The organism is Aestuariivirga sp. (genome assembly GCF_046294715.1).
In the GTDB taxonomy this organism is placed as follows: domain Bacteria; phylum Pseudomonadota; class Alphaproteobacteria; order Rhizobiales; family Aestuariivirgaceae; genus Aestuariivirga.
Genome location: NZ_JBKBKI010000013.1, coordinates 67,466 through 91,167 on the forward strand (window position 1 = coordinate 67,466; position 23,702 = coordinate 91,167).

General features: G+C 67.6%; 19 protein-coding genes. 15 read left to right on the plus strand and 4 right to left on the minus strand.

Annotated features, from left to right (window positions below):
• The first annotated feature begins 47 nt into the window (after positions 1-47).
• Entirely contained in the window at positions 48-1,445 is a 1,398-nt protein-coding gene (locus ACK4HL_RS10920) for a class II 3-deoxy-7-phosphoheptulonate synthase (protein WP_409760032.1), read from the plus strand.
• Between the two features lie 158 nt (positions 1,446-1,603).
• Positions 1,604-2,290 (plus strand): glutathione binding-like protein, encoded by a 687-nt coding sequence (locus ACK4HL_RS10925; RefSeq protein ID WP_409760035.1) that lies wholly within the window; start codon positions 1,604-1,606, stop codon positions 2,288-2,290.
• Between the two features lie 27 nt (positions 2,291-2,317).
• Here the strand turns inward: ACK4HL_RS10925 and ACK4HL_RS10930 are convergent, their stop codons facing one another.
• The gene (locus ACK4HL_RS10930) at positions 2,318-3,214 is read right to left on the minus strand and encodes a DMT family transporter (RefSeq protein WP_409760038.1); all 897 of its coding nucleotides are present in this window, start codon (positions 3,212-3,214) and stop codon (positions 2,318-2,320) included.
• A 280-nt stretch (positions 3,215-3,494) separates the two neighbouring features.
• Between ACK4HL_RS10930 and cysS the strand changes: the two genes are divergently transcribed.
• The 4 genes from cysS (at position 3,495) to rarD (ending at position 7,575) form a co-directional block, all read left to right on the plus strand.
• Positions 3,495-4,826 carry a cysteine--tRNA ligase gene (gene cysS, locus ACK4HL_RS10935; RefSeq protein WP_409760041.1) on the plus strand — a complete coding sequence of 444 codons (1,332 nt, stop codon included), beginning with the start codon at positions 3,495-3,497 and terminating at the stop codon, positions 4,824-4,826.
• The gene (locus tag ACK4HL_RS10940) at positions 4,823-4,963 is read left to right on the plus strand and encodes a hypothetical protein (protein WP_409760044.1); all 141 of its coding nucleotides are present in this window, start codon (positions 4,823-4,825) and stop codon (positions 4,961-4,963) included. Before cysS ends, ACK4HL_RS10940 begins: the two co-directional genes overlap by 4 nt.
• On the plus strand, positions 4,963-6,546 hold the full coding sequence (gene cimA / locus ACK4HL_RS10945; RefSeq protein ID WP_409760047.1) for a citramalate synthase: 1,584 nt from the start codon (positions 4,963-4,965) through the stop codon (positions 6,544-6,546). The genes ACK4HL_RS10940 and cimA overlap by 1 nt, the downstream gene beginning before the upstream one ends.
• Before the next feature lie 84 nt (positions 6,547-6,630).
• Positions 6,631-7,575: an EamA family transporter RarD gene (rarD, locus tag ACK4HL_RS10950; RefSeq protein WP_409760050.1), complete on the plus strand. Its 945-nt coding sequence runs from the start codon at positions 6,631-6,633 to the stop codon at positions 7,573-7,575.
• A 1-nt stretch (position 7,576) separates the two neighbouring features.
• Here rarD and ACK4HL_RS10955 read toward each other — a convergent pair whose 3' ends face one another.
• Positions 7,577-8,176: a TIGR00730 family Rossman fold protein gene (locus tag ACK4HL_RS10955; protein WP_409760053.1), complete on the minus strand. Its 600-nt coding sequence runs from the start codon at positions 8,174-8,176 to the stop codon at positions 7,577-7,579.
• Between the two features lie 171 nt (positions 8,177-8,347).
• Between ACK4HL_RS10955 and ACK4HL_RS10960 the strand changes: the two genes are divergently transcribed.
• From ACK4HL_RS10960 to pssA, 4 genes are all read left to right on the plus strand, one after another.
• Positions 8,348-9,907: a LysM peptidoglycan-binding domain-containing protein gene (locus tag ACK4HL_RS10960; RefSeq protein WP_409760056.1), complete on the plus strand. Its 1,560-nt coding sequence runs from the start codon at positions 8,348-8,350 to the stop codon at positions 9,905-9,907.
• 45 nt (positions 9,908-9,952) lie between these two features.
• Positions 9,953-11,869 (plus strand): ABCB family ABC transporter ATP-binding protein/permease, encoded by a 1,917-nt coding sequence (locus ACK4HL_RS10965; protein WP_409760059.1) that lies wholly within the window; start codon positions 9,953-9,955, stop codon positions 11,867-11,869.
• Between the two features lie 70 nt (positions 11,870-11,939).
• The gene (locus ACK4HL_RS10970; RefSeq protein WP_409760062.1) at positions 11,940-12,644 is read left to right on the plus strand and encodes a phosphatidylserine decarboxylase; all 705 of its coding nucleotides are present in this window, start codon (positions 11,940-11,942) and stop codon (positions 12,642-12,644) included.
• Positions 12,644-13,462 carry a CDP-diacylglycerol--serine O-phosphatidyltransferase gene (pssA, locus tag ACK4HL_RS10975; RefSeq protein WP_409760065.1) on the plus strand — a complete coding sequence of 273 codons (819 nt, stop codon included), beginning with the start codon at positions 12,644-12,646 and terminating at the stop codon, positions 13,460-13,462. The genes ACK4HL_RS10970 and pssA overlap by 1 nt, the downstream gene beginning before the upstream one ends.
• On the opposite strand, the gene ACK4HL_RS10980 is transcribed toward pssA, so the two are convergent.
• Positions 13,459-14,673, minus strand: a complete 1,215-nt coding sequence (locus tag ACK4HL_RS10980) for a trans-sulfuration enzyme family protein (protein WP_409760068.1) — start codon at positions 14,671-14,673, stop codon at positions 13,459-13,461. The genes pssA and ACK4HL_RS10980 overlap by 4 nt on opposite strands.
• 182 nt (positions 14,674-14,855) lie before the next feature.
• Between ACK4HL_RS10980 and ACK4HL_RS10985 the strand changes: the two genes are divergently transcribed.
• The 5 genes from ACK4HL_RS10985 to ACK4HL_RS11005 all read left to right on the plus strand — a co-directional run bounded on the left by ACK4HL_RS10985 (position 14,856) and on the right by ACK4HL_RS11005 (position 22,812).
• Positions 14,856-17,462 (plus strand): hypothetical protein, encoded by a 2,607-nt coding sequence (locus ACK4HL_RS10985; RefSeq protein ID WP_409760071.1) that lies wholly within the window; start codon positions 14,856-14,858, stop codon positions 17,460-17,462.
• A 13-nt stretch (positions 17,463-17,475) separates the two neighbouring features.
• Positions 17,476-19,059 carry a peptide ABC transporter substrate-binding protein gene (locus ACK4HL_RS10990; protein WP_409760111.1) on the plus strand — a complete coding sequence of 528 codons (1,584 nt, stop codon included), beginning with the start codon at positions 17,476-17,478 and terminating at the stop codon, positions 19,057-19,059.
• A gap of 79 nt (positions 19,060-19,138) precedes the next feature.
• Entirely contained in the window at positions 19,139-20,062 is a 924-nt protein-coding gene (locus ACK4HL_RS10995) for an ABC transporter permease subunit (protein ID WP_409760074.1), read from the plus strand.
• On the plus strand, positions 20,055-21,173 hold the full coding sequence (locus tag ACK4HL_RS11000; protein ID WP_409760077.1) for an ABC transporter permease: 1,119 nt from the start codon (positions 20,055-20,057) through the stop codon (positions 21,171-21,173). The genes ACK4HL_RS10995 and ACK4HL_RS11000 overlap by 8 nt, the downstream gene beginning before the upstream one ends.
• A 1-nt stretch (position 21,174) precedes the next feature.
• Positions 21,175-22,812 (plus strand): ABC transporter ATP-binding protein, encoded by a 1,638-nt coding sequence (locus ACK4HL_RS11005; RefSeq protein WP_409760080.1) that lies wholly within the window; start codon positions 21,175-21,177, stop codon positions 22,810-22,812.
• 31 nt (positions 22,813-22,843) lie between these two features.
• Here the strand turns inward: ACK4HL_RS11005 and ACK4HL_RS11010 are convergent, their stop codons facing one another.
• On the minus strand, positions 22,844-23,578 hold the full coding sequence (locus tag ACK4HL_RS11010) for a peptidase (protein ID WP_409760114.1): 735 nt from the start codon (positions 23,576-23,578) through the stop codon (positions 22,844-22,846).
• Positions 23,579-23,702: the final 124 nt, after the last annotated feature.

A 23,702-nucleotide genomic window follows, 5' to 3' on the forward strand; every position in this document is an offset into this window, starting at 1 on the left:
TAACAGAAGGGGCGGGGGCTAGATCGCACCCCGGCGGAGTAGGATCGATGAGCATTAACTGGACACCTGACAGCTGGCGGCAATTCCCGGTGGTGCAGGTGCCCGATTATGACGACAAGGCGAAGCTGAAGTCCGTTGAAGAGCAGCTCGCCGGCTTCCCGCCGCTGGTTTTCGCAGGCGAGGCGCGCAAGCTGAAGCGCAAGCTCGCCCGCGTGGCTGAAGGCAAGGGCTTCCTTCTGCAGGGCGGCGACTGCGCCGAGAGCTTCGCCGAGCATTCCGCCGACAACATCCGCGACTTCTTCCGCGTCTTCCTGCAAATGTCGGTCGTCCTGACCTTCGCCGGCGGACAGCCGGTGGTGAAGGTGGGCCGCATCGCCGGCCAGTTCGCCAAGCCGCGCTCATCGCCCACCGAAACGGTGAACGGCATCGAGCTCCCCATCTACCGGGGCGACATCGTGAACGGCGCGGAGACCACGATCGAGGCCCGCCGGCCGGACCCCGAGCGCCAGATCATGGCCTACCGGCAGTCGGCGGCCACCCTGAACCTTCTGCGCGCCTTCGCCCAGGGCGGCTATGCCAATCTCGAGCACGTCCATAAATGGACGCTGGACTTCCTGAAGGATTCCCCCGCCTACGAGCGCTACCAGGAGATCTCGGACCGCATCACCGAGGCGGTCGGCTTCATGCGCGCCTGCGGCATCAATGCCGATACCGCGCCGCAGCTTCGCACCACCGATTTCTTCACCAGCCACGAGGCGCTTCTCTTGGGCTACGAGGAGGCGCTCACCCGTGTCGATTCCACCTCCGGCGACTGGTACGCCACTTCGGGCCACATGCTGTGGATCGGCGACCGCACCCGCCAGCCGGACCATGCGCATGTCGAATTCATGCGCGGCATCAAGAACCCGATCGGCCTCAAATGCGGCCCCTCGCTGAAGGCCGACGAGCTCGTCCGGCTGATCGACGCGCTCAACCCGGAGAACGAGCCGGGCCGCCTCACCCTCATCGCCCGCTTCGGCGCGGACAAGGTGGAAAAGCACCTGCCTGAGCTCATCCGGGCGGTGAAGCGCGAGGGCAAGGTGGTGGTCTGGTCCTGCGACCCGATGCACGGCAACACCATCAAGTCGACCTCGGGATACAAGACGCGCCCCTTCGAGGCGGTGCTCTCCGAGGTGCGCCGCTTCATGGGCGTTCACCAGGCGGAGGGAACTCACGCCGGCGGCATCCATGTCGAGATGACCGGCAAGGACGTGACCGAGTGCACCGGCGGCCTCAGGGCGCTCCGCGACGAAGACCTGAACGACCGCTATCACACCTTCTGCGATCCCCGCCTCAACGCTGCCCAGGCGCTGGAGCTCTCCTTCCTCGTCGCCGAGGAGATCAAGAAGGAAATGGCCTCGCGGCCCAGGACCGACGACGAGGGCATGGTCGAAGCGGCGGAGTGAACCCGCGGTCCTCTTTTCACGTTTTGCACATGGCCGGGCTTGACCCGGCCATTCTTTTTCGGGGGCGGGCCATGCGCGTCCGGATTGGGCGGCGGGTTGAAAGGATCCGCTGCGCCACATAACTGTGAGGATCGTTGTTACGGAAAAGCGGAGCCGTCATGATCGAGCTTTATCACTGGCCCACTCCCAACGGGCACAAGATCACGATTTTCCTCGAGGAAGCGGGCCTCGCCTACAACCTGCACCCGGTGAATATCGGCAAGGGCGAGCAGTTCCGGCCGGAGTTCCTGGCGATTTCGCCCAACAACCGCATCCCGGCCATCGTCGACACGGCCCCGGCCGATGGCGGCAAGCCCGTTTCGCTCTTCGAGTCCGGCGCCATCCTGCTCTATCTGGCCGAAAAGACGGGCCTCTTCCTCCCGCAGGACCTCCGCGGAAGGGCCGAGGTGCTGCAGTGGCTGTTCTGGCAGGTGGCGGGTCTCGGCCCCATGTCCGGGCAGAACGGCCATTTCGTGCATTATGCGCGCGAGAAGATCCCCTACGCGATAGACCGCTACGTGAGGGAGACGAACCGCCTCTATGGCGTCATGGACGGCCGACTGGCAGACCGTCCCTTCCTCGCCGGCGACTATTCCATTGCCGATATCGCCTCCTATCCCTGGGTCGTGCCGCACGAGCGCTACGGCCAGGACCTCGCCGACTTCCCGAACCTCAAGCGCTGGTTCGAGACGATCAAGGCGCGGCCCGCCGTGGCCAAGGTCTACGCCAACGTCCGGCCTTCCTACTCGAAGCCGGTGACGGAGGAAGAGCGCATGGTTCTCTTCGGGCAGACGGCGAAGCGCTGAGGAAGGCCCGGTGAGGGCCTCCCCGCCTCAGACCACCATCATGGGTTCGGAGGCGAGCGGCCGCCGGCGGAATTCCGAGAGGATGTGCAGGAACAGGGCCGCCATCACGATGCCGCCGCCCGCCAGCGTCTGCAGCGACGGCGTCTCGCCCAGGAAAAGGAACACCCAGAACGGCGTGAACGGCACTTCCAGCGCGGCGAGCAGTGTCGCTTCCGCCGCCGGCACGCGCTTCGAGCCGAAGGTGTAGAGTGCCAGCCCCGTGGCGTTCTGGATGATGCCGAAGGCCACGCAGAGCAGGAAATCGGTTTGCGAGATCGCCAGGGGCTCGGCGAACCACAGGCAGAACAGCGAGCAGAGCCAACCCGAGAGCGCCATCGCCGGCAGCATCGGCACCTCGCGGTGGCGGCGCATGATGGTGGTGAAGCCCGCCATGGAAAGCGTCATCAGCACCGCCAGGAACTGGCCGAACAGGCTGCCGCCCATTTCCGAGCCCCACAGCATCACGCCCACGCCCAGGAGCGCGAAGGTGCTGCCGGTCAGCGTCGAACGCGACGGCCGCTCGCCGATCGCCAGATACGCCACCGCCGCCGTCACGAAGGGCACGGTGGCATAGATCACCATGGCGTCCGCCGCCGTGGTGAAACGCAGCGCCCCGATGCCAGAGATCATGCCGGAGGCGGAAAAGAAGGCCACCGCCAGCGTCGGCCAGCGCAGCGAGCGAAGGATGTCCAGGCTGCGCTGCCGTTCCATGGCGAAGAAGATCGCGAACACCGCAGCGCCGGAGAAGACGCCCCGCCAGAACAGCATGGTCATCAGGTCGGCCGAGATGTTGCGCACGAACAGGCCGGAGGTGGACCAGGCGAGTGCCGCCGCCGCCACCAGCAGAAGGCCGATCCTGTGCTGTCTGTGTTCGGCGGCGGTCATGGAAGGCGTGGGTCCGGCGGAGGGGGCTGGCGGGAGAATCCTCATATCTCAGGCCCCGCAGGCCCGGTAGCCGGGAAACGGCATGGCAACCCTGCTTTTCTCCAGGCCCTTGATTTTGGAAGCGGGCTGACGCATGGTGCGCCGCGAAATGACCCGCCGCCCCGCCACCGCCGCCCTTTGCGGCCTCATTATTTGCAGCTAGCCGAAAAACGCTGGCTGGGCGCCGCTTGACCTGAATCCAAGACAAAGCGTACCCGGGCCGGCAAGCCTGAGGATCGACATGTCTTTGCGCCTCTACAACACGCTGACCCGCACGAAGGAGGATTTCGCCCCCCTCGACCCTTCGAACGTGCGCATGTACGTCTGCGGGCCGACCGTTTACGACTATGCCCATATCGGCAATGCCAGGCCGGTCATCGTCTTCGACGTGCTGTTCCGCCTGCTCCGCCAGCTCTATGGCGCCGGGCACGTCACCTATGTCCGCAACATCACCGACGTCGATGACAAGATCAACGCGCGGGCCCGCGAGGAGGGGGTCTCGATCCGCGAACTGACGGAGCGGACCGCGAAGCAGTTCCACGAGGACATCGCGGCGCTGGGCGTGCTGCCCCCCACCGTCGAGCCCCGCGCCACCGAGCATATCGCGGAGATGATCGCGCTCATCGGGAAGCTCATCGCCTCCGGCCACGCCTATGCGGCGGATGGGCACGTCCTCTTCGACGTGCCATCGATGAAGGACTACGGCCAGCTCTCCCGCCGCTCGCTGGACGAGATGGTGGCGGGTGCGCGCGTCGACGTCGCGCCCTACAAGCGCGGCGAGATGGACTTCGTGCTGTGGAAGCCCTCGGATGAGGGAACGCCCGGCTGGAAAAGCCCCTGGGGCCGCGGCCGCCCCGGCTGGCACATCGAGTGCTCCGCGATGAGCTGGAAGCACTTGGGCGAAGTCTTCGACATCCACGGCGGCGGCATCGATCTCATCTTCCCCCATCACGAGAACGAAATCGCCCAGACGCGCTGCGCCTTCGGCCACCGTGTCATGGCGAACATATGGATGCACAACGGCTTCCTGCAGGTCGAGGGCCAGAAGATGTCGAAGAGCCTCGGCAACTTCCTCACCATCCACGACCTGCTGAAGGACTGGCCGGGCGACGTGCTGCGCTTCAACATGCTGAGGACGCATTACCGCCAGCCGATCGACTGGACGGTGAAGGGTCTGGAGGAGAGCTGGCGCCTCCTCGAGGGCTTCTTCAACAATGCCGGGGCCGTTCATGCCGAGGCCGGCCGCATCGCCCCCCACGTGCGAGAGGCGCTCGAGGACGATCTCAACACGCCCAAGGCTATCGCCGAACTACACGCGCTGGACAGGCCCGGCCATCAGAACGAACTGGGCGAGACGCTGAAGGCCCTGGGCTTCACCGGAAACCTCGTCACGCCGGGCGCGGAGACCAACGTGGACGAGGCGGCGGTGAACGCGTTGGTCACCGCGCGCCTCGAGGCGCGCAAGGCGAAGAACTGGGCGGAGAGCGACCGTATCCGGGACGAACTTTCGTCCATGGGCATTGCCATCAAGGACAACAAGGATGGCACCACGAGCTGGGAAATGAAGAGATGAGCACTCCCGAGAACGGCAAGAAGTCCTGGCACGACAATCTGCCCTTTCCGAAGCATTGGCTGGGTTACATCGCGCTGAAGATCGTCGTGCTGGCGCTCGCGGTGTACCTGGTGCTGCGCTGGAACGGATTGCTGTGATGGCCCGCGAACGCATCTACCTCTACGACACGACCCTGCGCGACGGGCAGCAGACCCCGGGCATCGACTTCTCGCTCGAGGACAAGCTCGTCGTCATCTCCATGCTGGACCAGCTGGGGCTGGATTACATCGAGGGCGGCTATCCGGGCGGCAATCCCACCGACACGGCACTCTTCGCGGCCGAGCGCCGGACGAAGGCCACCTTCACCGCCTTCGGCATGACAAAGCGCGCAGGGCGCTCGGTGTCGAACGACGCGGGCCTCCAGCAACTCCTGAACGCGAAGTCGCAGGCCGCCTGCTTCGTGGCGAAATCCTGGGACTATCACGTGCGCGTGGCCCTCGGCTGCACCAACGAGGAGAACCTCGACTCCATCCGCAAGACGGTCGAGGCCGCGAAGGCGGCGGGAAAGGAAGTGCTGATCGATGCCGAACACTTCTTCGATGGCTACAAGGCCAACCCCGCCTATGCGCTCGCCTGTGCGGAAGAGGCCTACGGCGCGGGCGCGCGCTGGGTGGTGCTGTGCGACACCAATGGCGGAACGCTCCCCTCCGAGGTCTCGGAGATCGTCCGTGCCGTGACGAAGCGCGTGCCGGGCAGCCATCTCGGCATTCACGCCCACAACGACACGGACCACGCGGTGGCGAATTCGCTCGCCGCCGTCGAGGCGGGCGTGCGCCAGATCCAGGGCACGCTCAACGGCATCGGCGAGCGCTGCGGCAACGCCAATCTCGTTTCCATCATCCCCACCCTGGCCCTCAAGAAGCACTATGCCGCGCGCTTCGAGACGGGAGTCGACACGGCGCGGCTTTCGCAGCTCACGCACGTCTCCCGCGCCTTCGACGAGCTCCTGAACCGCTCGCCCAACAAGCAGGCGCCTTACGTTGGCAAGAGCGCCTTCGCCACCAAGGCCGGCATCCACGCCTCGGCGCTGATGAAGGAGCCCGAGACCTACGAGCACGTGCCGCCGGAAGCGGTGGGCAACCGCCGCCAGGTGCTGGTCTCGGACCAGGCGGGCAAGTCGAACCTCATCGCCGAGCTCCAGCGCATCGGCATCGCGGTGGCGAAGGAGGATTCCCGCCTCGACGATCTGCTCCGCATGGTGAAGGAGCGCGAGTCGCAGGGCTATGCCTATGACGGTGCGGAGGCCTCCTTCGAGCTTCTCGCGCGCCGCACCCTAGGCAGCGTGCCGAAGTATTTCGACGTGCTCTCCTTCCGCGTCATCGTCGAGGAGCGCGACCGCGAGATGATCTCGGAGGCGGTGGTCAAGGTGAAGGTCGACGACGAGATCTATCTCAACGCCGGCGAGGGCAACGGCCCGGTGAACGCCCTCGACGTGGCGCTCCGCAAGGACCTGGGCAAGTACCAGACCTACATCGACGACATGGAACTCGTGGATTTCAAGGTTCGTATCCTCAACGGCGGCACGGGCGCCACCACCCGCGTGCTGATCGAGAGCCGGGACGGCAAGGGAAACCGCTGGTTCACGGTGGGCGTCTCGCCCAACATCGTCGATGCCTCCTTCCAGGCGCTGTCGGACTCGATCACCTACAAGCTCGTCCGCGAAGGGATTCCGGCCGAGTGAGGGCGCCGGGTCATGCGCGCGCGTCATGAGACCATGCCCGGCGCGGATTTGTGCCGCGCACCACTCAAGGTCTAAAGGGCACCGATGTCGATCGCCGAGGAAAGCCGGGTGCCCCGTACACTGACGAGTGCCGAGAAGGGCGTGGTGCTGGCCGTGATGGCCCATCTCGTCTGGGGCGGCATGGCTGTCTATTTCGGCCTCATCCGCCACATCTCGCCTATCGAGATCGCGGTGAACCGCGGCTTCTGGGCGCTTCCCATCGCGATTGCCGTCGTCTGGTACCTCGGCCAGTGGGATGACGTGCGCCGCGCCGTGTCGAGCCCCCGGAACCTCGCGCTTCTGGCGCTCACCTCCGGCCTCGTGGTGTTCAACTGGGGCTTCTATGTCTGGTCGATCGAGGTTGGCCGCACGCTGGAATCGAGCCTCGGCTATTTCATCAATCCGCTGCTCAACGTGGTGATGGGCTATCTCTTCCTGGGCGAGCGCTTCACCGGCGCGCAGAAGGTTGCGCTGGCGTTGGCGGCGGTGGCCGTCATCATCCAGACCGTCGCGCTCGGCCACTTTCCCTGGCTCGGCCTGATGCTCGCCGCCACCTTCTGCCTCTACGGCTTCCTGCGGAAAACGATCCCCGTCGGCCCCACCCAGGGCTTCCTGATCGAGGTCGCGATCGCGGCGCTGCCGCTGCTCGCCGCGCAGTGGTGGCTGTTCTCGAAGGGCGAGGCGCATTTCGGCGCCACCACCTTCGACACCCTGATGCTGCTCGGCTGCGGCGTGCTCACGGCGGCCTCGCTCATGCTCTTCGCCGCCTCGATCCGCCGCATCCGCTACTCGACGGCGGGTCTCCTGCAATACATCTCGCCCTCGCTCGTCTTCCTCACCGCGGTCTTCGTCTTCGGCGAGCCGATGAGCCTCCTCAAGCTCGCCTCCTTCGCGCTGATCTGGCTGGCGCTCGCCATCTTCTCGCTGGCGGCGCTGCGGGACGAGCGGACGAGGCGGCAGGATACGGCCGAGGCCGCCGAGCCCGTCTAGACTACATTTTGGTGAGCAGCGGCTGCTCCGGCACCAGCTCGCGCGTGGTCTTCACCCGGTATTCGAAGGCGGGGATCACGTCCTCCGCCCGCTTCACCACATCCATGCCGAATTCCAGCCCCTCGCGGATGAAGCGCTCGGCCCGCATGTGCTCGAACAGCGTCACCAGCGGGTCCCAATAGCCCTCGATGTTGCAGAGGATGATCGGCTTCTGGTGCTGGCCGAGCTGCGCCCAGGTCGAGATCTCGGCCAGCTCCTCGAGCGTGCCGAGCCCGCCCGGGAGCGCCACGAAGCCGGTGGCGCGGGCGAACATCGTCATCTTGCGCTCATGCATGTCGGCGGTGACGATGAGCTCGTTCACGTCGGTCAGCATCCGCTCCCGGTTGGCAAGGAATTCTGGAATGATTCCCGTCACATGGCCGCCATTGTCGAGCACGGCCCGGGCCACTTCGCCCATCAGCCCGAGGCTGCCGCCGCCGTAGACGAGACCGATTTCGGCCTCCGCCATCGCCCGGCCGAGCCTCTGCGCGGCGGCCTTGTAGGCGGGGTTCCGCCCGTGGCCGGAACCACAATAGACGCAGAGCTTGCGGGGTGGACTCATGGACGGACTCCTCCAGAAACGGGCGAATCGCGACGATTCACCCCGGTTGCGGGTCAAGAAACCCTTCGCAAATCTTTGCCTAAATGGAAACAGCGGCCTATTAAGGCGCTTTCTCCCCGAATTCGAAGGGGCCATTCGCCACAGGCGTCGAAGGTTGGAAACGGCAAGGACATGAAGAACAAGAACCCGATTTTGGTGCTCACCGGCCTCGCCATCGTGGCGGTTGCAGCCGTCGCCGGACTGACGCGCGACCAGTGGATGGCCGAGAAGACCGAGGCCGTCGCAACACCCGAAGCCGCCCAGCCGGCCCAGCAGCCGGCCGGCCAGCAGCAGGCCGCCGCTCCCGCCGCCGAAGCGCCGGCGGAGACGGGCCCCGCCCCGGAGCAGCCCGCCGGCGGGAGCCAGCAGGCCACGACCGAACCCCCGCCCGGTACGCCTTCGGAAGAGCCCGTTGCGGAAGCGCCGGCCGGAGCGCAGCCAGCACCGAACGGCGCTGCCGGCGCCGAAGTTCCCGCCTTTGACACGGTCCGTGTCGAGAAGACGGGCGAGGCCGTGATCGCCGGAACCGCGAAAGCGGGCTCCGAGGTCGTGGTCAAGCTCGATGGCGCGGAGATCGGCCGGGCCAAGGCCAACAACGATGGCGCCTTCGTCGTGGTCCCGGAAAAGCCGCTGCCGCAGGGGAGCGGCGCGCTCACCCTCGAGTCGAGGGCCCAGGACGAACAGGCCCCGACCGCCTCGGAGCAGAGCGTCGCCGTCATCGTTCCCGCGGGCGGCCAGGAGCCGCTCGTCGCGGTGGTGAGCCCCGACGAGCCGACCCGCGTCCTGCAGAAGCCGGCAGAGGAGCCCGCTGGGCAGCCGGCCCAGGAGCCGGCCCAGGAACAGGCCGCCGCCCCGGCGGCCGAGGTCGCGCCGGAAACCGCCGCCGCGCAACCTTCTCCCGCCGCCGAACCGGCCGCGGCCGAATCTTCCCCCACCCCCGCCAAGCTCGTGAGCATCGATGCGGTGGATTATGACTCCTCCGGCAACATCGTGTTCTCGGGCCAGGGCGAGAAGGGCAACACCGCGCGTGTCTACGTCGACAATTCCTTCATCGGCGATGCCCCCGTGGGAGAGGACGGCCGCTGGAGCTTCTCCGGCACCGCAGAGATCAAGCCAGGCGTTCACACGCTCCGCGTGGATGGTCTCGATGCCAAGGGCAATGTCGTGAACCGCGTCGAGGTGCCCTTCGTCCGCGAGGACCACGCCCGGGTGGCCGAGGCGACGCAGGCGCCGGCCCCGGCACCGGCGGCTGAAACGGCGGGCGGCACCGTCGCCACCGAAGGCGAGCCTGCTGCGGAAGCCTCCCCCCCGGCCCAGCCCGAGGCCCCGGCAGCCGCCGCGCCCTCCGTCGAGGCAAGCAGCCAGCCCGTCACCACGGCACAGCCCGAGGCGCAGACCGAGGCCGCCGCCATCGGCGAACCCGCCCAGGCCGAGGCTCCGGCCACTCCGAAGGAAGGCCGCGTCGTCATCCAGCCGGGCAACAACCTCTGGCGGATTTCGCGCGTCCTTTACGGCTCCGGCACGAAGTACACGCTGCTCTACGAGGCCAACAAGGATCAGATCCGCAACCCGAACCTGATCTATCCGGGCCAGGTCTTCAAGACGCCGGAGGTGGCGCCCAAGACCGAAGCCATCGACCCGAAGCGCCGCGATCCCCTGACGCCGGAGGAGAATGCGGCCGGGGTGCAGTAGCTTTCCGCTTCCTGTAACGGCTCCGGCTACCTATATGCAGCCTTCATGAGCCGCAGGACGACCACGAATCTCGAAAAGCCGCTCGCGGTGGATGGCAATCAATGGGCCATCCTCCGCGACATGCTCCCCTATCTCTGGCCCGCCGGCCATCCCGGCCTCAAGGCGCGCGTCGCGCTGGCCATGCTGGCGCTGGTGCTGTCGAAGGTCGTCACCGTCGCCACGCCCTATGCCTTCAAGCACGCCACCGATGCCCTGACCGGGAACGCCGACGCCGCCACCACGGCGGCCACCGCCGTCGTCTTCCTCGTCCTCGCCTATGGCGTGGGCCGCATCATGATGGTGGTCCTGGCGCAGCTCCGCGATGCGGTCTTCGCGCGGGTAAGCCAGCGCGCCGTTCGCGAGCTCGCCGTCCGCACCTTCCGCCACCTGCACGCGCTCTCGCTCCGCTTCCATCTCGAGCGCCGCACCGGAGGTCTCTCGCGCATCGTCTCGCGCGGCACCATGGGCATCGACACCGTGCTGCGCTTCTCGCTCTTCAACACCTTCCCGACGATCCTCGAGATCGTCTTCGTCGCCGCCATCCTCGCCTGGTCCTATGGCTGGCTCTATGCGGCGGTCATCGTCGCCACCGTCATCGCCTATGTGTGGTTCACCTACGCCGCCACCGAGTGGCGCATCAGCATCCGCCGCGACATGAACGCCGCCGATACGGAGGCCAACACCAAGGCGGTGGACAGCCTCCTCAATTTCGAGACGGTGAAGTATTTCGGCAACGAGGAGCACGAGACGCGGCGCTATGCCCGCTCCATGGAGAGCTACGAGAAGGCGGCCGTGAAGACCTGGGTGTCGCTCGCCGTGCTGAACTCCGGCCAGGCCGTCGTCTATTCGATCGGCCTCACGGTCGTCATGGTCATGTCGGCGCTCGCGGTGCGGGCCGGCACCGCCACCGTCGGCGACTTCGTGATGATCAACGCGCTGATGATCCAGCTCTACATGCCGCTGAACTTCATCGGCTCCTCCTACCGCGAGATCAAGCAGGGCCTGATCGACGTGGAGCAGATGTTCACGCTGCTCAAGGTCAATGCCGAGATCGAGGACAAGCCCCACGCGAGGCCGCTCGACGTGCGCGACGCCGAGGTCGTCTTCGAGAACGTGACCTTCGCCTATGATCCGGAGCGGCCCATCCTGCGCAACCTGTCGCTCCGCGTGCCGCCCGGCAGGACGGTGGCGATCGTCGGCCCCTCGGGCGCCGGCAAGTCGACGATCTCGCGCCTTCTCTACCGCTTCTACGACGTCGGCTCGGGCCGCATCCTGATCGATGGCCAGGACATTGCCGACGTCACCCAGAAATCGCTCCGCGCGGCGATCGGCATGGTCCCGCAGGACACGGTGCTGTTCAACGATACCGTCCGCTACAACATCCGCTATGGCCGGCCGGACGCCACCGACGAGGAGGTGGAGGAGGCCGCCCGCATGGCCCAGATTCACGATTTCGTGATGAGCCTGCCCAAGGGCTACGACGCGCTGGTGGGCGAGCGCGGCCTCAAGCTGTCGGGCGGCGAGAAGCAGCGCGTGTCGATCGCCCGCACCATCCTGAAGGGTCCGCCCATCCTCATCCTCGACGAGGCCACCTCGGCACTCGACAGCTTCACCGAGCACCAGATCCAGGCGGCGCTGCGCAAGGTGTCGGAGAACCGCACCACGCTTGTCATCGCGCATCGGCTGTCGACCGTCGTCGATGCCGACGAGATCGTCGTGCTCGACCGCGGCCAGGTGGCCGAGCGGGGCACCCATGCCGAGCTCCTGGCCGAAGGCGGAATCTACGCCGCCATGTGGAACCGCCAGCGCGAGGCGGAGGAGGCCCGGGAGAAGCTCAAGGAAGCCGAGGACGAAGATGCGCTGGGCATTCCCGAAGAGATCGAGCGCGAACTCGCCAAGCGGGCGACCAGCTACACCGTCTAGGCGGCGAATGCCCGCCCCGCGCGAGCCGAAACGCTTTTCAAACTCCCCCTGACTCGCTACATGGACCCTCATGTCGATTATCAACTCGGTGTCCGAAGTCCTCGTCCCCATCAATCGTGAAGGCTATCGCTTCATCGCGATCTTCGCGGCGGTCACGCTGGTGCTGTTCTGGCTGGGGGCGGGTCCGCTCGCCTGGGCCGGGCTGGTGCTCACCCTCTGGTGCGCCTATTTCTTCCGCGACCCCGAACGCGTGACGCCGCTCCGCGACGGGCTGGTGATCTCGCCCGCCGATGGCCGCGTGAGCGCCATCGAGGAGGTGATCCCGCCCGTCGAGCTCGACCTGCCGCGCGGGCCGGTCACCCGCATCTCCGTCTTCATGAACGTCTTCGACGTCCATGTGAACCGTTCGCCGATCGACGCAGCGATCCGCCGCATCACCTATGTGCCGGGCCTCTTCGTCAACGCCGACCTCGACAAGGCCTCCCTCGACAACGAGCGCCAGGCCCTCACGCTGGAGCGTGCCGACGGCCGCCGCATCGGCGTCGTGCAGATCGCCGGCCTCGTCGCCCGCCGCATCGTGAAATTCGTCAACGAGGGTGAGCATCTCTCCGCCGGCCAGCGCTTCGGCCTGATCCGCTTCGGCAGCCGCGTCGACGTCTATCTGCCGGCCGGCGTGAAGGCCTTGGCCTGCGTCGGCCAGCGGGCCGTCGCGGGCGAGACCGTGCTCGCCGATCTCGATGCCGCCGAACCCGAGCGCCAGGGGCGCACGAGCTGATGGAAGAGGCCCCCGAGAACCTCGACGGCGCGGTGGCTGACGGCCAGAACCGGCAGCGCCGCTTCCGCATGGTTCCGGTGCGCTACCTTCTGCCCAACATGATCACGCTGCTGGCGCTGTGCAGCGGCGTCACGGCGATCAGGCTGGCGGTCGAGGCGCGCTACGAGCTGGCGGTGGCCTGCGTCATGCTGGCCGTCGTGCTCGACGCGGTGGATGGCCGCCTCGCCAGGCTTCTCAAGGGCACCTCGCGGTTCGGGGCCGAACTCGACTCGCTCGCCGACTTCGTCAATTTCGGCGTGGCGCCGGCCATTCTCCTCTATGTCTGGTCGCTCAACACGCTGCGCACCGCGGGTTGGGTGATCGCCCTCGTGCTGGCGATCTGCTGCGCCTTGCGGCTGGCGCGCTTCAACGTCGCCCTGGATGATCCGAACAAGCCCGCCTGGGCGAGCCAGTTCTTCACCGGGGCGCCGGCGCCCGCCGGCGCCGGGCTGGCGCTGCTCCCCCTCTATCTGGGCTTCCTCGGCGTGATTGACGACGGCCACGGCTGGGCGCTGCTCGTCGGCCCCTATGTGGTGCTGATCGCGCTCCTCATGGTGAGCCGCATCCCCACCTTCTCCGGCAAGAACATGGGCCGCATCCCGGGCGACAAGGTGCTCCCGGTGCTCGGCCTCGCGGTCCTCGCCGTCATCATGCTCATCGCCTACCCCTGGGAATTCCTCACCATCGTGAGCATTCTCTATCTCGCGATGATCCCCGTCAGCATGCGCTCCTACCGCCGCCGCATGGCGGAGGACCAGAGGCGGGCCGCCGGCTCCTAGAGCACTCTCGCGAGGTCGGCCGTGAGGTCGTCGGCATTCTCGATCCCCACCGATAGCCGGAACACGCCGTCGCCCGCATATTCGCGGTAGCGGCGGCGCTGCTCGGCATCGTGCCGGAAGGTGGAGGCCTCGATGTCTTCCGTGCCGATCCAGTAGACGAGGCTGCGGTGATGCCCGAGCGACACGGCGTAGTGGATCACCTCGAGTTCCTTCACCATGCGCGCCGCGATCTCGGCGCCGGGCCGTTTCGTCTGGAAGGTCATCATGCCGGAGAAGTTCCGCATCTGCCGCTTCGCCAGCGCGTGCTGCGGGTGGGAGGGGAGGCCCGGATAGAACACGCGGGCCACCTGCGGATGGTCCTCGAGGAAGCGCGCCACCTTGAGTGCCGCCTCCTCGTGCGCCCTCATGCGGATGGGCAGCGTCGCCGCGCCCCTGAGGATCATCCAGGCGTTGAAGGGCGAGAGCACGCCGCCGAAATGCACGTTGGCCTCGAGGTTGAGCGCCTCGATCTCCGCCTTGCGGCCGATCACCGCTCCTCCCATCGCATCGCCATGCCCGCCGATGTACTTGGTCAGCGAATGGACGACGAAGTCGGCGCCGAGTTCGATGGGCCGCGTGGCGATCGGCGTCGCATAGGTCGAATCGACCGCCACGTCGCGCACGCCCCTCTCGTGCGCGAGCCTCGCGAGGGCGGCGATGTCGGCGAGCTTCATCGTCGGGTTGGCGGGCGTCTCGAGCCACAGCATCTTCGTTTCGGGGCGGATCGCCGCCGCCACCTCCTCCGGCCTCGCCAGGTCGACGTAGGAAACCTCGATCCCGAAGCGGGGCAGCGTGTCGCGCGCCAGTTCCGCGATGCCGACGTAATTGGCATCGGGAAGGATCAGGTGGTCGCCGCGGCCGAGCCTGCCGCAGATCAGCGCGTGCGCCGCGGCAACGCCCGAGGCACAGCAGAGTGCCGCCTCCGCCCCTTCAAGTGCCGCGAGCTTGTCGGCGAGTTGCTGCACCGTGGGGCTTCCGGCCCGGGCATAGACGAAACCGTCATAGCCCTGCTCGTCGCGCGCGGAGAAGCCGGTGAGCGTTTCGGGCGCGAAGGTCACCGACATCACGAGATTGGGCGAGGAAGCGCGCGTCGCGGGGTCGATCGCCTCGCCCGCATGCACCGCCGCGGTTTCCACCGCCCATTCCCTGTTGCCTTCCGCCCGCGACGCCATGATGCACTCTTCTTCCTTTCAGACAAATCTCGCCTATGATGCGGGGGGCAGGACGAATCTGCAACAGAGCAGAGTGGGGATCTTCAGGGCCGGGCATGGAATGGGAGCAGCCCCATTGGAGCGGTAGGCCGCAGCCGAGCGCCGTGCCGCGGCCGAGGCTGCGCCCCAACGCGTTCGCGCGAATGGCCCGCTTCTCCGCCGAGAACCGCATGATCCTCGTGCTGCTCTACGCCGTGCTGGCGCTGGTGATGGGCGGAGCCGCGGCGAGCGTTCTGCGCGCCGATCCCGATGCCCGCCCGCGCGTGACGCTCGACGAGAACACCGCGCGCCTCCAGGCCGCGCTCGACCGGCAGTTCCCCGGCATCGAGCAGACCTTCCTCGCCCTCGTCGAAAGCCGTGATCCCGAGACGGCGCGCGAGCAGGCTCTGGCGCTCGCCTCATCGCTCGCCAACCGCCCGGACCTGTTCCTCTCCGCCTTCGTGCCCGGCACCGGCGCCTTCTACCGCGACCATGCGCTCCTGTTCCACGATGCAGCCGACGTGCGCGCCAGGGTCGATCAGCTGCTCGCGATGGAACCCCTCTACCATGCCATGGCGGCCGCCCCGGACATCCTGGGCTTCGCCGCCCTGGTGAAGGAGATCGGCCGCGCGGTGGAGCAGGGGCGTTCGCCGCCCGGCCTCGAGGCGGTGCTCGCCGCCGCCGCCGCCACCACGGAAGCGCAGGTGAAGGGCATGGCGCGGCCGGTGCGCTGGACGGTCTTGGCCGGGCTCGACGGCGACGTGGCGAGCCAGCGCTGGTACGTGCTCGCCGTGCCGCAGCCCGGTGCCGAACGGCAGGCGGCGGCGCTGGCGCGCCAGGCCTCTGACGGCATGCAGGGCGTGAGCTGGCTGTGGCCGCGCCGGGCGCTCACCGCCACGCCGAGCCCGATGCGCGATTTCGTGGTGCCCGCGGCCCTTTCGGTCTTCCTGTCGCTGCTGCTGCTCGCCGCACTGCTGGGCTCCTTCCGCCAGACCCTGGCGGTGATGCTCGCCTGCGCGGTGACGCTCGCCGCCACCGCCGCCGTCGCTGCCGCCATGGGCCGCCCGCTCGACGGCGCCACCTGGTCCTTCGCGCTCGCCGTGCTCGCCCCCGTCATCGTCGCCGGCGCCATGCTGGCGATCGCCTACGGCCAGTGCCGGGCGAGGGGTCTCTCCGCCGTCCAGTCGGTCATGCTCTCGGCGCAGCGCCAGGGCGGGCTCGTGTCCACCGCAATCCTTCTCTTCGCCGGAGTCTGGGTAGCCTGGGCAGTGCGCCAGCTCCCCTCGCTGAGCCAGTTCGCGATGATCGCGCTCGTCGGCTGCGCCGTCGCCTGGCTCCTCGCCATGACGCTGCTGCCCGCCGCCTTCGCGCTGTTCTCTCCCATGCGCGAGGAGGAGCCGCGCCACTGGCTGGACGAGACGCTGGACGGGCCTCTCTCGCGCCACGCCCGCAACGCCATGGACGTGCTCGCCATGCTGGTGCTGGCGGCGGCATTGTTCTGCGCCATCTTCCTGCCCGCCATGCGCTTTGGCGAGCGGCAGCTGCCCTCCGCCCCGCCGCCGCTCCTCGAAACGCCGGATTCGCGGGGCGCCGTCCACATCCTCGCCCCGCCCGGGCGCGTGCCGGATCTGGTGGCGGGTCTGGCGAAGCTTCCCGAGGTGGGGGCGATCCGCACCGCTTCCCAGTTCCTGCCGCCCGATGCCGCCCCCAAGGTGGCCGAGCTGCGGCGGCTCCGCGACCTGACGCCCTTCGACCCCGTCTACCGCGATCCCCCCGAGGAGGACGCGCTTCGCCAGGCCTTCGCCGATCTCGAGGAGCAGCTCGCCACCATCGCCAGCGGCCCTGCCACCTCGGAGGCGCTGCGCGATGCCGCCCTGCGCCTGCGCCGCGCCGTCCAGCTCTATGCCTCGGCCGCCCCGCCGGCGGCGGAACGCGTGGCGGAGCTGGAGCGTGCCCTCTTCGCGAGCCTCGGCGAGGCCTCCGCCAGCGCGCGGCGCCTCGCCACGCTGCGTGAGCCGCAAGTGGCCGATCTCGACCCGCGGCTCCTCGCGCGGTTCGTCTCGCCCGCCGGAGAGTGGCGGATCGAGGTCATGCCGCGGAACGGCGTGGGCCAGCTCTCCTTCGCCGCAGCACTCCGCCGCGCCGTGCCCGAAAGCGCCGGCGAGCCCGTCGTGGCGTTGGTGCGCAACGAGATGATCCACCACGAGACGATCCTGGCGCTCGCCGCGGCGCTCGTCGCCGCCGCCGTGCTCCTGCTCGCGGCGCTGCGCAGCATCAAGGCCTGGGTCCTGTCGCTCGCCCCCGCGGCGGCCCTCGTCACCTTCACCGCGGCCGTCACGGTGAGCCTCGGCATCTGGCTCAACGCCGCCATGCTGGCAGGCGCCAGCGCCGCGGTCGCCGTGCTGATCGCCTCCTCGATGATGGTGGCCGCCCGCCTCGCCGGGCCCGAGGAATTCCGCAAGCCGCAGTCCCGGCTGCCGGTGCGCGCGGCGCTCCTCGCGCCCGTCGTGCTCGCCGGCGCGGTGGCCCCGCTCGCCGTCTCCTCGCGCCCCGCCGTGGCGGAGTTCGGCGCCGTGCTCGCGCTGCTCCTGGTGATGGCGGCGCTGCTCTGCGTCCTCATCGTTCCGGCGCTCGCCCGCTGGCTCGACCGGCTGTCGCCGGGCGATGAGGCGCTCTTCCGCTCGCGCCGAAGCCCGAGACAGGAGACGGAAGCGGTGCTAGCCTCAACCACAGGTGTGGCGGCGCGCACCAATGGCAAGACACGTGAATAGGGAGAACATCATGATGCTCAAGAACGGCCTGAAATCCTGGGCCACGGCCTGCGCCCTTTTGGCGCTGGCGGCGGGCGGCGCCTTCGCCGAGACCGTCTTCAACCGCGGCAACTCGGCCGATCCCGAGTCCCTCGACCCGCACAAGACCTCGACCGTCTACGAGGCCAACATCCTGCGCGACCTGTTCATGGGCCTGATGATCCACAATGCCAAGGCCGAGCTCGAGCCCGGTGCCGCCGAGAGCCACACCGTCTCGCCGGACGGCAAGGTCTACAGCTTCAAGCTCCGCCAGGGCGCGCTGTGGTCGGATGGCTCGCCCGTCACCGCGAAGGATTTCGTCTTTTCCTGGCGCCGCCTCGTCGATCCGGCGACCGCGGCCGAATACGCCTACATGCTGGCACCCGTGGTCAATGCCGAGGCCGTGACCAAGGGCGAGAAGAAGCCGGAGGAGCTGGGCGTCAGGGCGGTGGACGACATGACCTTCGAGGTCACCCTCAACGCGCCCACCCCCTATTTCCTGGAGATGCTCACCCACCAGGCCACCTATGCGGTGAGCGAGGCGAACATCGCGAAGTTCGGGGCCGATTTCGTCAAGCCCGGCAACCTCGTCTCCAATGGCGCCTATGTGCTGAAGGAGTTCGTTCCCAACGATCACATCGAGGCGGTGAAGAACGACAAGTTCCATGACGCCGCCAACGTGAAGATCGACGTGGTCAACTACATCCCCACCGAGGACCGTTCGACCGCCATGAAGCGCTTCGAGGCGGGCGAACTCGATTCGAACGACGACATCCCCACCGAGCAGCTCGCCGACCTCAAGGCCAAGTTCGGCGACCAGCTCAGGATCGGCCCCTATCTCGGCACCTACTACTACGCCTTCAAGACCGACAAGGCGCCGTGGAACGACGTGAAGCTCCGCCATGCCGTCTCGATGGCGATCGACCGCGACTATCTGGCCGAGAAGGTGTGGCAGAACACCATGCTCCCGGCCTATTCCTTCGTGCCTCCCGGCATCCCCGGCTACGAGGCGCGCGCCACGGATTATTCCGGCAAGTCCCAGCTCGACCGCGAGGACGAGGCGAAGAAGATCCTCCAGGAACTGGGCTACGGCCCGGACAAGCCCCTGAAGATGGAGATCCGCTTCAACACGTCCGAGAACCACCAGAACACCGCCGTGGCGATCCAGGAACAGCTGAAGCCCTTGGGCATCGAGGTGACGCTCCTCAACACCGACACCAAGACGCACTACGGCCATCTCGAGCAGAAGGGCGATTTCGACGTGGCCCGCGCCGGGTGGATCGCCGACTACAAGGACCCGGAGAACTTCCTCTCCCTCTGCAAGACGGGTGCGGGCAACAACTACGCCAGCTATTCCGGCAAGGACTATGACGATCTCCTCGCCGCCGCGGCCTCCGCCGCCTCGCCGGAGGAGCGCATGAAGAAGCTCTCGGAGGCCGAGGCCCTCGGCGTGGCGCGCGATCTCTGCGTCATGCCGCTCCTCTTCTACAGCTATCACACCGTCGTTTCGGACCGCATCAAGGGCTGGGAGGACAACGTGATGGACGTCCACCCCACGCGCTTCCTGTCCAAGGAGTGATCCGTCCACGGACGATGCGCCGCCTCTTGCCCCCTCGGGGGCAGGGGCGGCCCGGCCTCCCCCAGGAGATCACCCCCTGATGCTGCGCTACGTGCTGAGGCGGTTCCTGACGGCGATCCCGACGCTCTTCGTCATCGTCACGCTGTCCTTCTTCCTGATGCGCCTCGCCCCGGGTGGTCCCTTCAACCAGGAGAAGGGCTTGAACCCCGCCATCAAGGCCAATCTCGAGCGCGCCTTCGATCTCGACCAGCCGCTGTGGCGGCAATATCTCCATTATCTCGGCAATCTCCTCCAGGGCGATTTCGGCCCGAGCTACACCTTGCCGGATTTCACCGTGGCGGAGCTCTTCGCCGCCGGTCTGCCGATCTCGATCCAGCTCGGCGCCACCGCACTCGTTCTCGCGCTGGTGATCGGCGGCGCCCTCGGCATCCTCGCCGCGCTCTACCAGAACCGCTCGGCGGATTACGCGGTGATCGCCGCCGCCACCGCCGGCTCCACCATTCCCACCTTCGTCATCGCGCCCCTGTTCCAGCTCTTCTTCGCGCTCACGCTCAAGTGGTTTCCGGTCGGCGGCTGGGGCGATGGCGCCCTCGTCAACAAGGTGGGGCCCGTTCTCACGCTGATGCTGCCGCAGCTGGCGATCGTGGCCCGGCTCATGCGCGGCGCCATGATCGAGTCGCTGCGCTCGCACCACATCCGCACCGCCCGCGCCCTTGGGCTGTCGGACTATTCCGTCGTCATCCGCCATGCGCTCCGCGGCGCGCTGCTTCCCGTCGTCTCCTATGCCGGCCCCGCCGCCGCGGCACTGCTCACCGGCTCGATCATCGTCGAGACGATCTTCGCCATCCCGGGCGTAGGGCGCTACTTCGTCGAGGCGGCCCTGAACCGGGATTACACGCTCGTCATGGGCACCGTGGTGGTGATCGCCATCTTCACCATCCTCTTCAACCTGGCGGTGGACATCCTCTACGCCGTGGTCGATCCGCGGGTGCGCTATGACTGACGCGAGCCTTGCCGCAGCCGCGCCGGGCCGCTCCCTCTGGGCCGATGCCTGGGTCCGCCTCAAGGCCAACCGCGCCGCCATGGTGAGCCTCGTCTATCTGGCGCTCATGGCTCTCCTCTGCATTGCCGGGCCCTGGTTCACGCCGCATGCCTTCACCACCATCTACCAGGACTACACCCGCGTGCCGCCGAGCCTCTCGGCCTACCCCAGGGCGGATGCCGTCGAGGCCGCGGTGCAGGACGCGGTGAAGCGCGCCCGACTCGATCTCGCCGGCTGGGAGGAGAGGGACGGGCGCATCTTCATCACCCTCACGGGGTCGCAGCCCATCGACGAGCGGGTGACGCGCTACATCGACCGCTCGGATGTCTTCGAAGCTGCGATGGTGGAGGGGAAATCCGCCGATGGCCTGCGCCTCACGCTCAGCGCCGAGATCGACCGGAAGCACTTCTTCTTCGGCACCGATGCCAACGGCCGCGACCTCCTCACCCGCACGCTGGTGGCGGGCCGCGTCTCGCTGGCGATCGGCCTCCTCGCCGGCCTGGTCGCGGTGGTGATCGGGGTGGTCTATGGCGCGGTCTCCGGCTTCGCCGGCGGCCGCACGGACGAGGTGATGATGCGCGTCGTGGACGTGCTCTATTCGCTGCCCTTCATCTTCTTCGTCATCATGCTCGTCGTCTTCTTCGGGCGGAACTTCGTGCTCATGTTCCTCGCCGTGGGGGCCGTGCTGTGGCTGGACATGGCGCGCATCGTGAGGGGCCAGGCGCTGTCGCTCAAGCGCCAGGAATATGTCCAGGCGGCGGAGGCGCTCGGCGTTCCGCCCTCCGGCATCCTCATCCGCCACATCGTGCCGAACCTCCTGGGCCCGGTCGTCATCTACATGACGCTGCTCGTGCCCCAGGTGATCATCCTCGAGAGCTTCCTCTCCTTCCTCGGGCTTGGCGTGCAGGAGCCGATGTCGAGCTGGGGCGTTCTCATCTCGCAGGGCGCCAAGAACATCCCGGGCGCCAGCTGGCTCCTGATCTTCCCCTCGCTCTTCCTCACCACCACGCTCTTCGCGCTGAACTTCCTGGGCGACGGCCTGCGGGACGCGCTGGACCCGAAGGACCGCTGAGATGCCCGCGCCCATCCTCGAACTGCGCGACGTGCGGGTGAATTTCGGAACGCTCGACGGCACGGTCGAGGCCGTGAAGGGCGTGAGCCTGCACGTCGAAGCGGGCGAGACGGTGGCGATCGTCGGCGAATCCGGTTCAGGCAAGAGCCAGCTGATGATGGCGGCCATGGGCCTCCTTGCCGCCAATGGCAAGGCCTCGGGCCAGGCGCTCTATCGCGGCGAGGATCTTCTCGCCATGCGCAAGGCGAAGCTCAACACCATTCGCGGCCGCAAGGTGGGCATGGTCTTCCAGGAACCCATGACCTCGCTCGACCCGCTCTACACCATCGGCGACCAGCTGACGGAGCCGATCATCCGCCACGCCGGCGTTACGTCGGCCGAGGCGCACCGGCGCGCCGTCGACATGCTGGAACTGGTGCTGATCCCCGAGGCCGAGCGCCGCATGTCCTCCTACCCGCACGAGCTCTCGGGCGGCCAGCGCCAGCGCGTGATGATCGCCATGGCGCTCGCCAACGAGCCGGACGTGCTGATCGCCGACGAGCCGACGACCGCGCTCGACGTCACGATCCAGGCCGAGATCCTTGATCTCATGGCGGGCCTGCAGCTGCGCCTCGGCATGGCCATGGTCTTCATCACCCATGACCTCAACATCGTGAGGCGCATCGCCGGCCGGGTCTATGTCATGCGCCGCGGCGAGGTGGTGGAGGAGGGGTCCACCGCGGGCATCTTCGCCGCCCCCAGCCATCCCTACACTCAAGCGCTCATCGCGGCGGAACCCGGGGGCCGCAAGGAGCCCGTCCCTCCCGGCGCGCCGCGGCTTCTCGATGCCACCGCCGTCAAGGTCGATTTCGGCATCGGCGGCGGCTTCCTCTCCGGCCCGCCGCTCCTCCTCCGCGCGGTGGACAGCGTGTCGCTCACGCTGCGGCGGGGGCAGACGATCGGCATCGTGGGCGAGTCGGGGTCCGGCAAGTCCACCTTCGCCCGCGCGCTGCTCCGCCTCATTCCCAGCGAGGGCGCCATCAGTTTCGAGGGCCGCTCCATCCAGAACCTCCCGCGGGAGGCGATGCGGCCCTTGCGCCGCCAGATGCAGATCGTCCTGCAGGATCCCTTCGGCTCCCTGAGCCCGCGCATGACGGCGGGCCAGATCGTCACCGAGGGGCTTCTCGTCCACGAGCCCGCCATGGGCCGCGCCGAGCGCGACAGGCGCGCCGCCCTGGCGCTCGAGGAGGTGCAGCTCGACCCCGCGCTCCGCAACCGCTACCCGCACGAGTTCTCCGGCGGGCAGCGCCAGCGCATCGCCATCGCCCGCGCCATCATCCTGAAGCCCAGCCTCGTCGTGCTGGACGAGCCCACCTCCGCCCTCGACCGGCAGGTCCAGAAGCAGATCGTGGAGCTGCTGCGCGGCCTGCAGCGGGCGCATGATCTCGCCTATCTCTTCATCAGCCACGATCTCGCCGTGGTCCGCGCCATGGCGGACCACATCATGGTGATGAAGGACGGCCGCGTGGTGGAGCAGGGCTCCCCAGAGGAGGTGATGGACGATCCCCAGGATGATTACACCCAGCGCCTGATGGCGGCGGCATTTCCGGAAAGAAACTATGTTTTCAATCAGCAGCATCACGGGGGTCTATACCCGTAATAGGAATAAAAGTCAATAGGAAAAAACTGCCCTACAGGTCCAGCGCCTCGATCTCCGTGAAGGCGGTCCGCAGCGCCTTGGACCAGGCCAGCGACAGTCTCTGGAAATACGGGTCGTCCAGCCCGAAGCGCCGTGTGTGCTCGATGCGGAGCGAGCCCGCCTCGTAGGTCAGCATGTCGATGGGCAGCCCCACGCTCAGGTTGGAGCGCAGCGTGGAATCGAAGGAGAGCAGCACCATCTTCGCCGCGTCGCCGAGCTTCATGTCCTTGCGCGCCACCCGGTCCAGGATGGGCTTTCCGTACTTGTGCTCGCCGATCTGGAAGAAGGGCGTGTCGACGGTGGCCTCGATGAAGTTCCCCGCCGCATAGACGTTGAACAGCCGCGGCCTCTCCTTGCCGATCTGCCCGCCGAAGATGAAGCTCGCCGCGAAGGCGTCGCCCTGGGCGTGCAGGAATTCGGCGTCGATCGCCTTCACCTCACGCACCGCGCGGCCCACGATGCGCGCCGCCTGGAACATCGTCCGGGCGGCGAACAGGTTCTGCTCGGCTCCCGCGCCCTTCCTCTCGGCGCCCTCGTTCAGAAGGCTCACCACCGCCTGGGTGATGGCGAGGTTTCCCGCCGTCAGCAGCACGAACACCGCGTGGCCGGGCTTTTCCCACGTATAGAGCTTCTTGAATTTCCCGACATTGTCCACGCCCGCGTTGGTGCGGGTGTCGGCGGCCATGACCAGGCCCTCGTCGAGCAGCAGTCCCACGCAATAGGTCATATCCGTTTCGTCCGTGCCTTCGAAAAACAGGAAAAAACCCGCCTCACCCGCCAAGTGTTCCGCCGGCCCCGTGGCTTTCTTGCGAAATGCGGGCGGAAATGCCATAAGCAGGCCATGTGCTTCC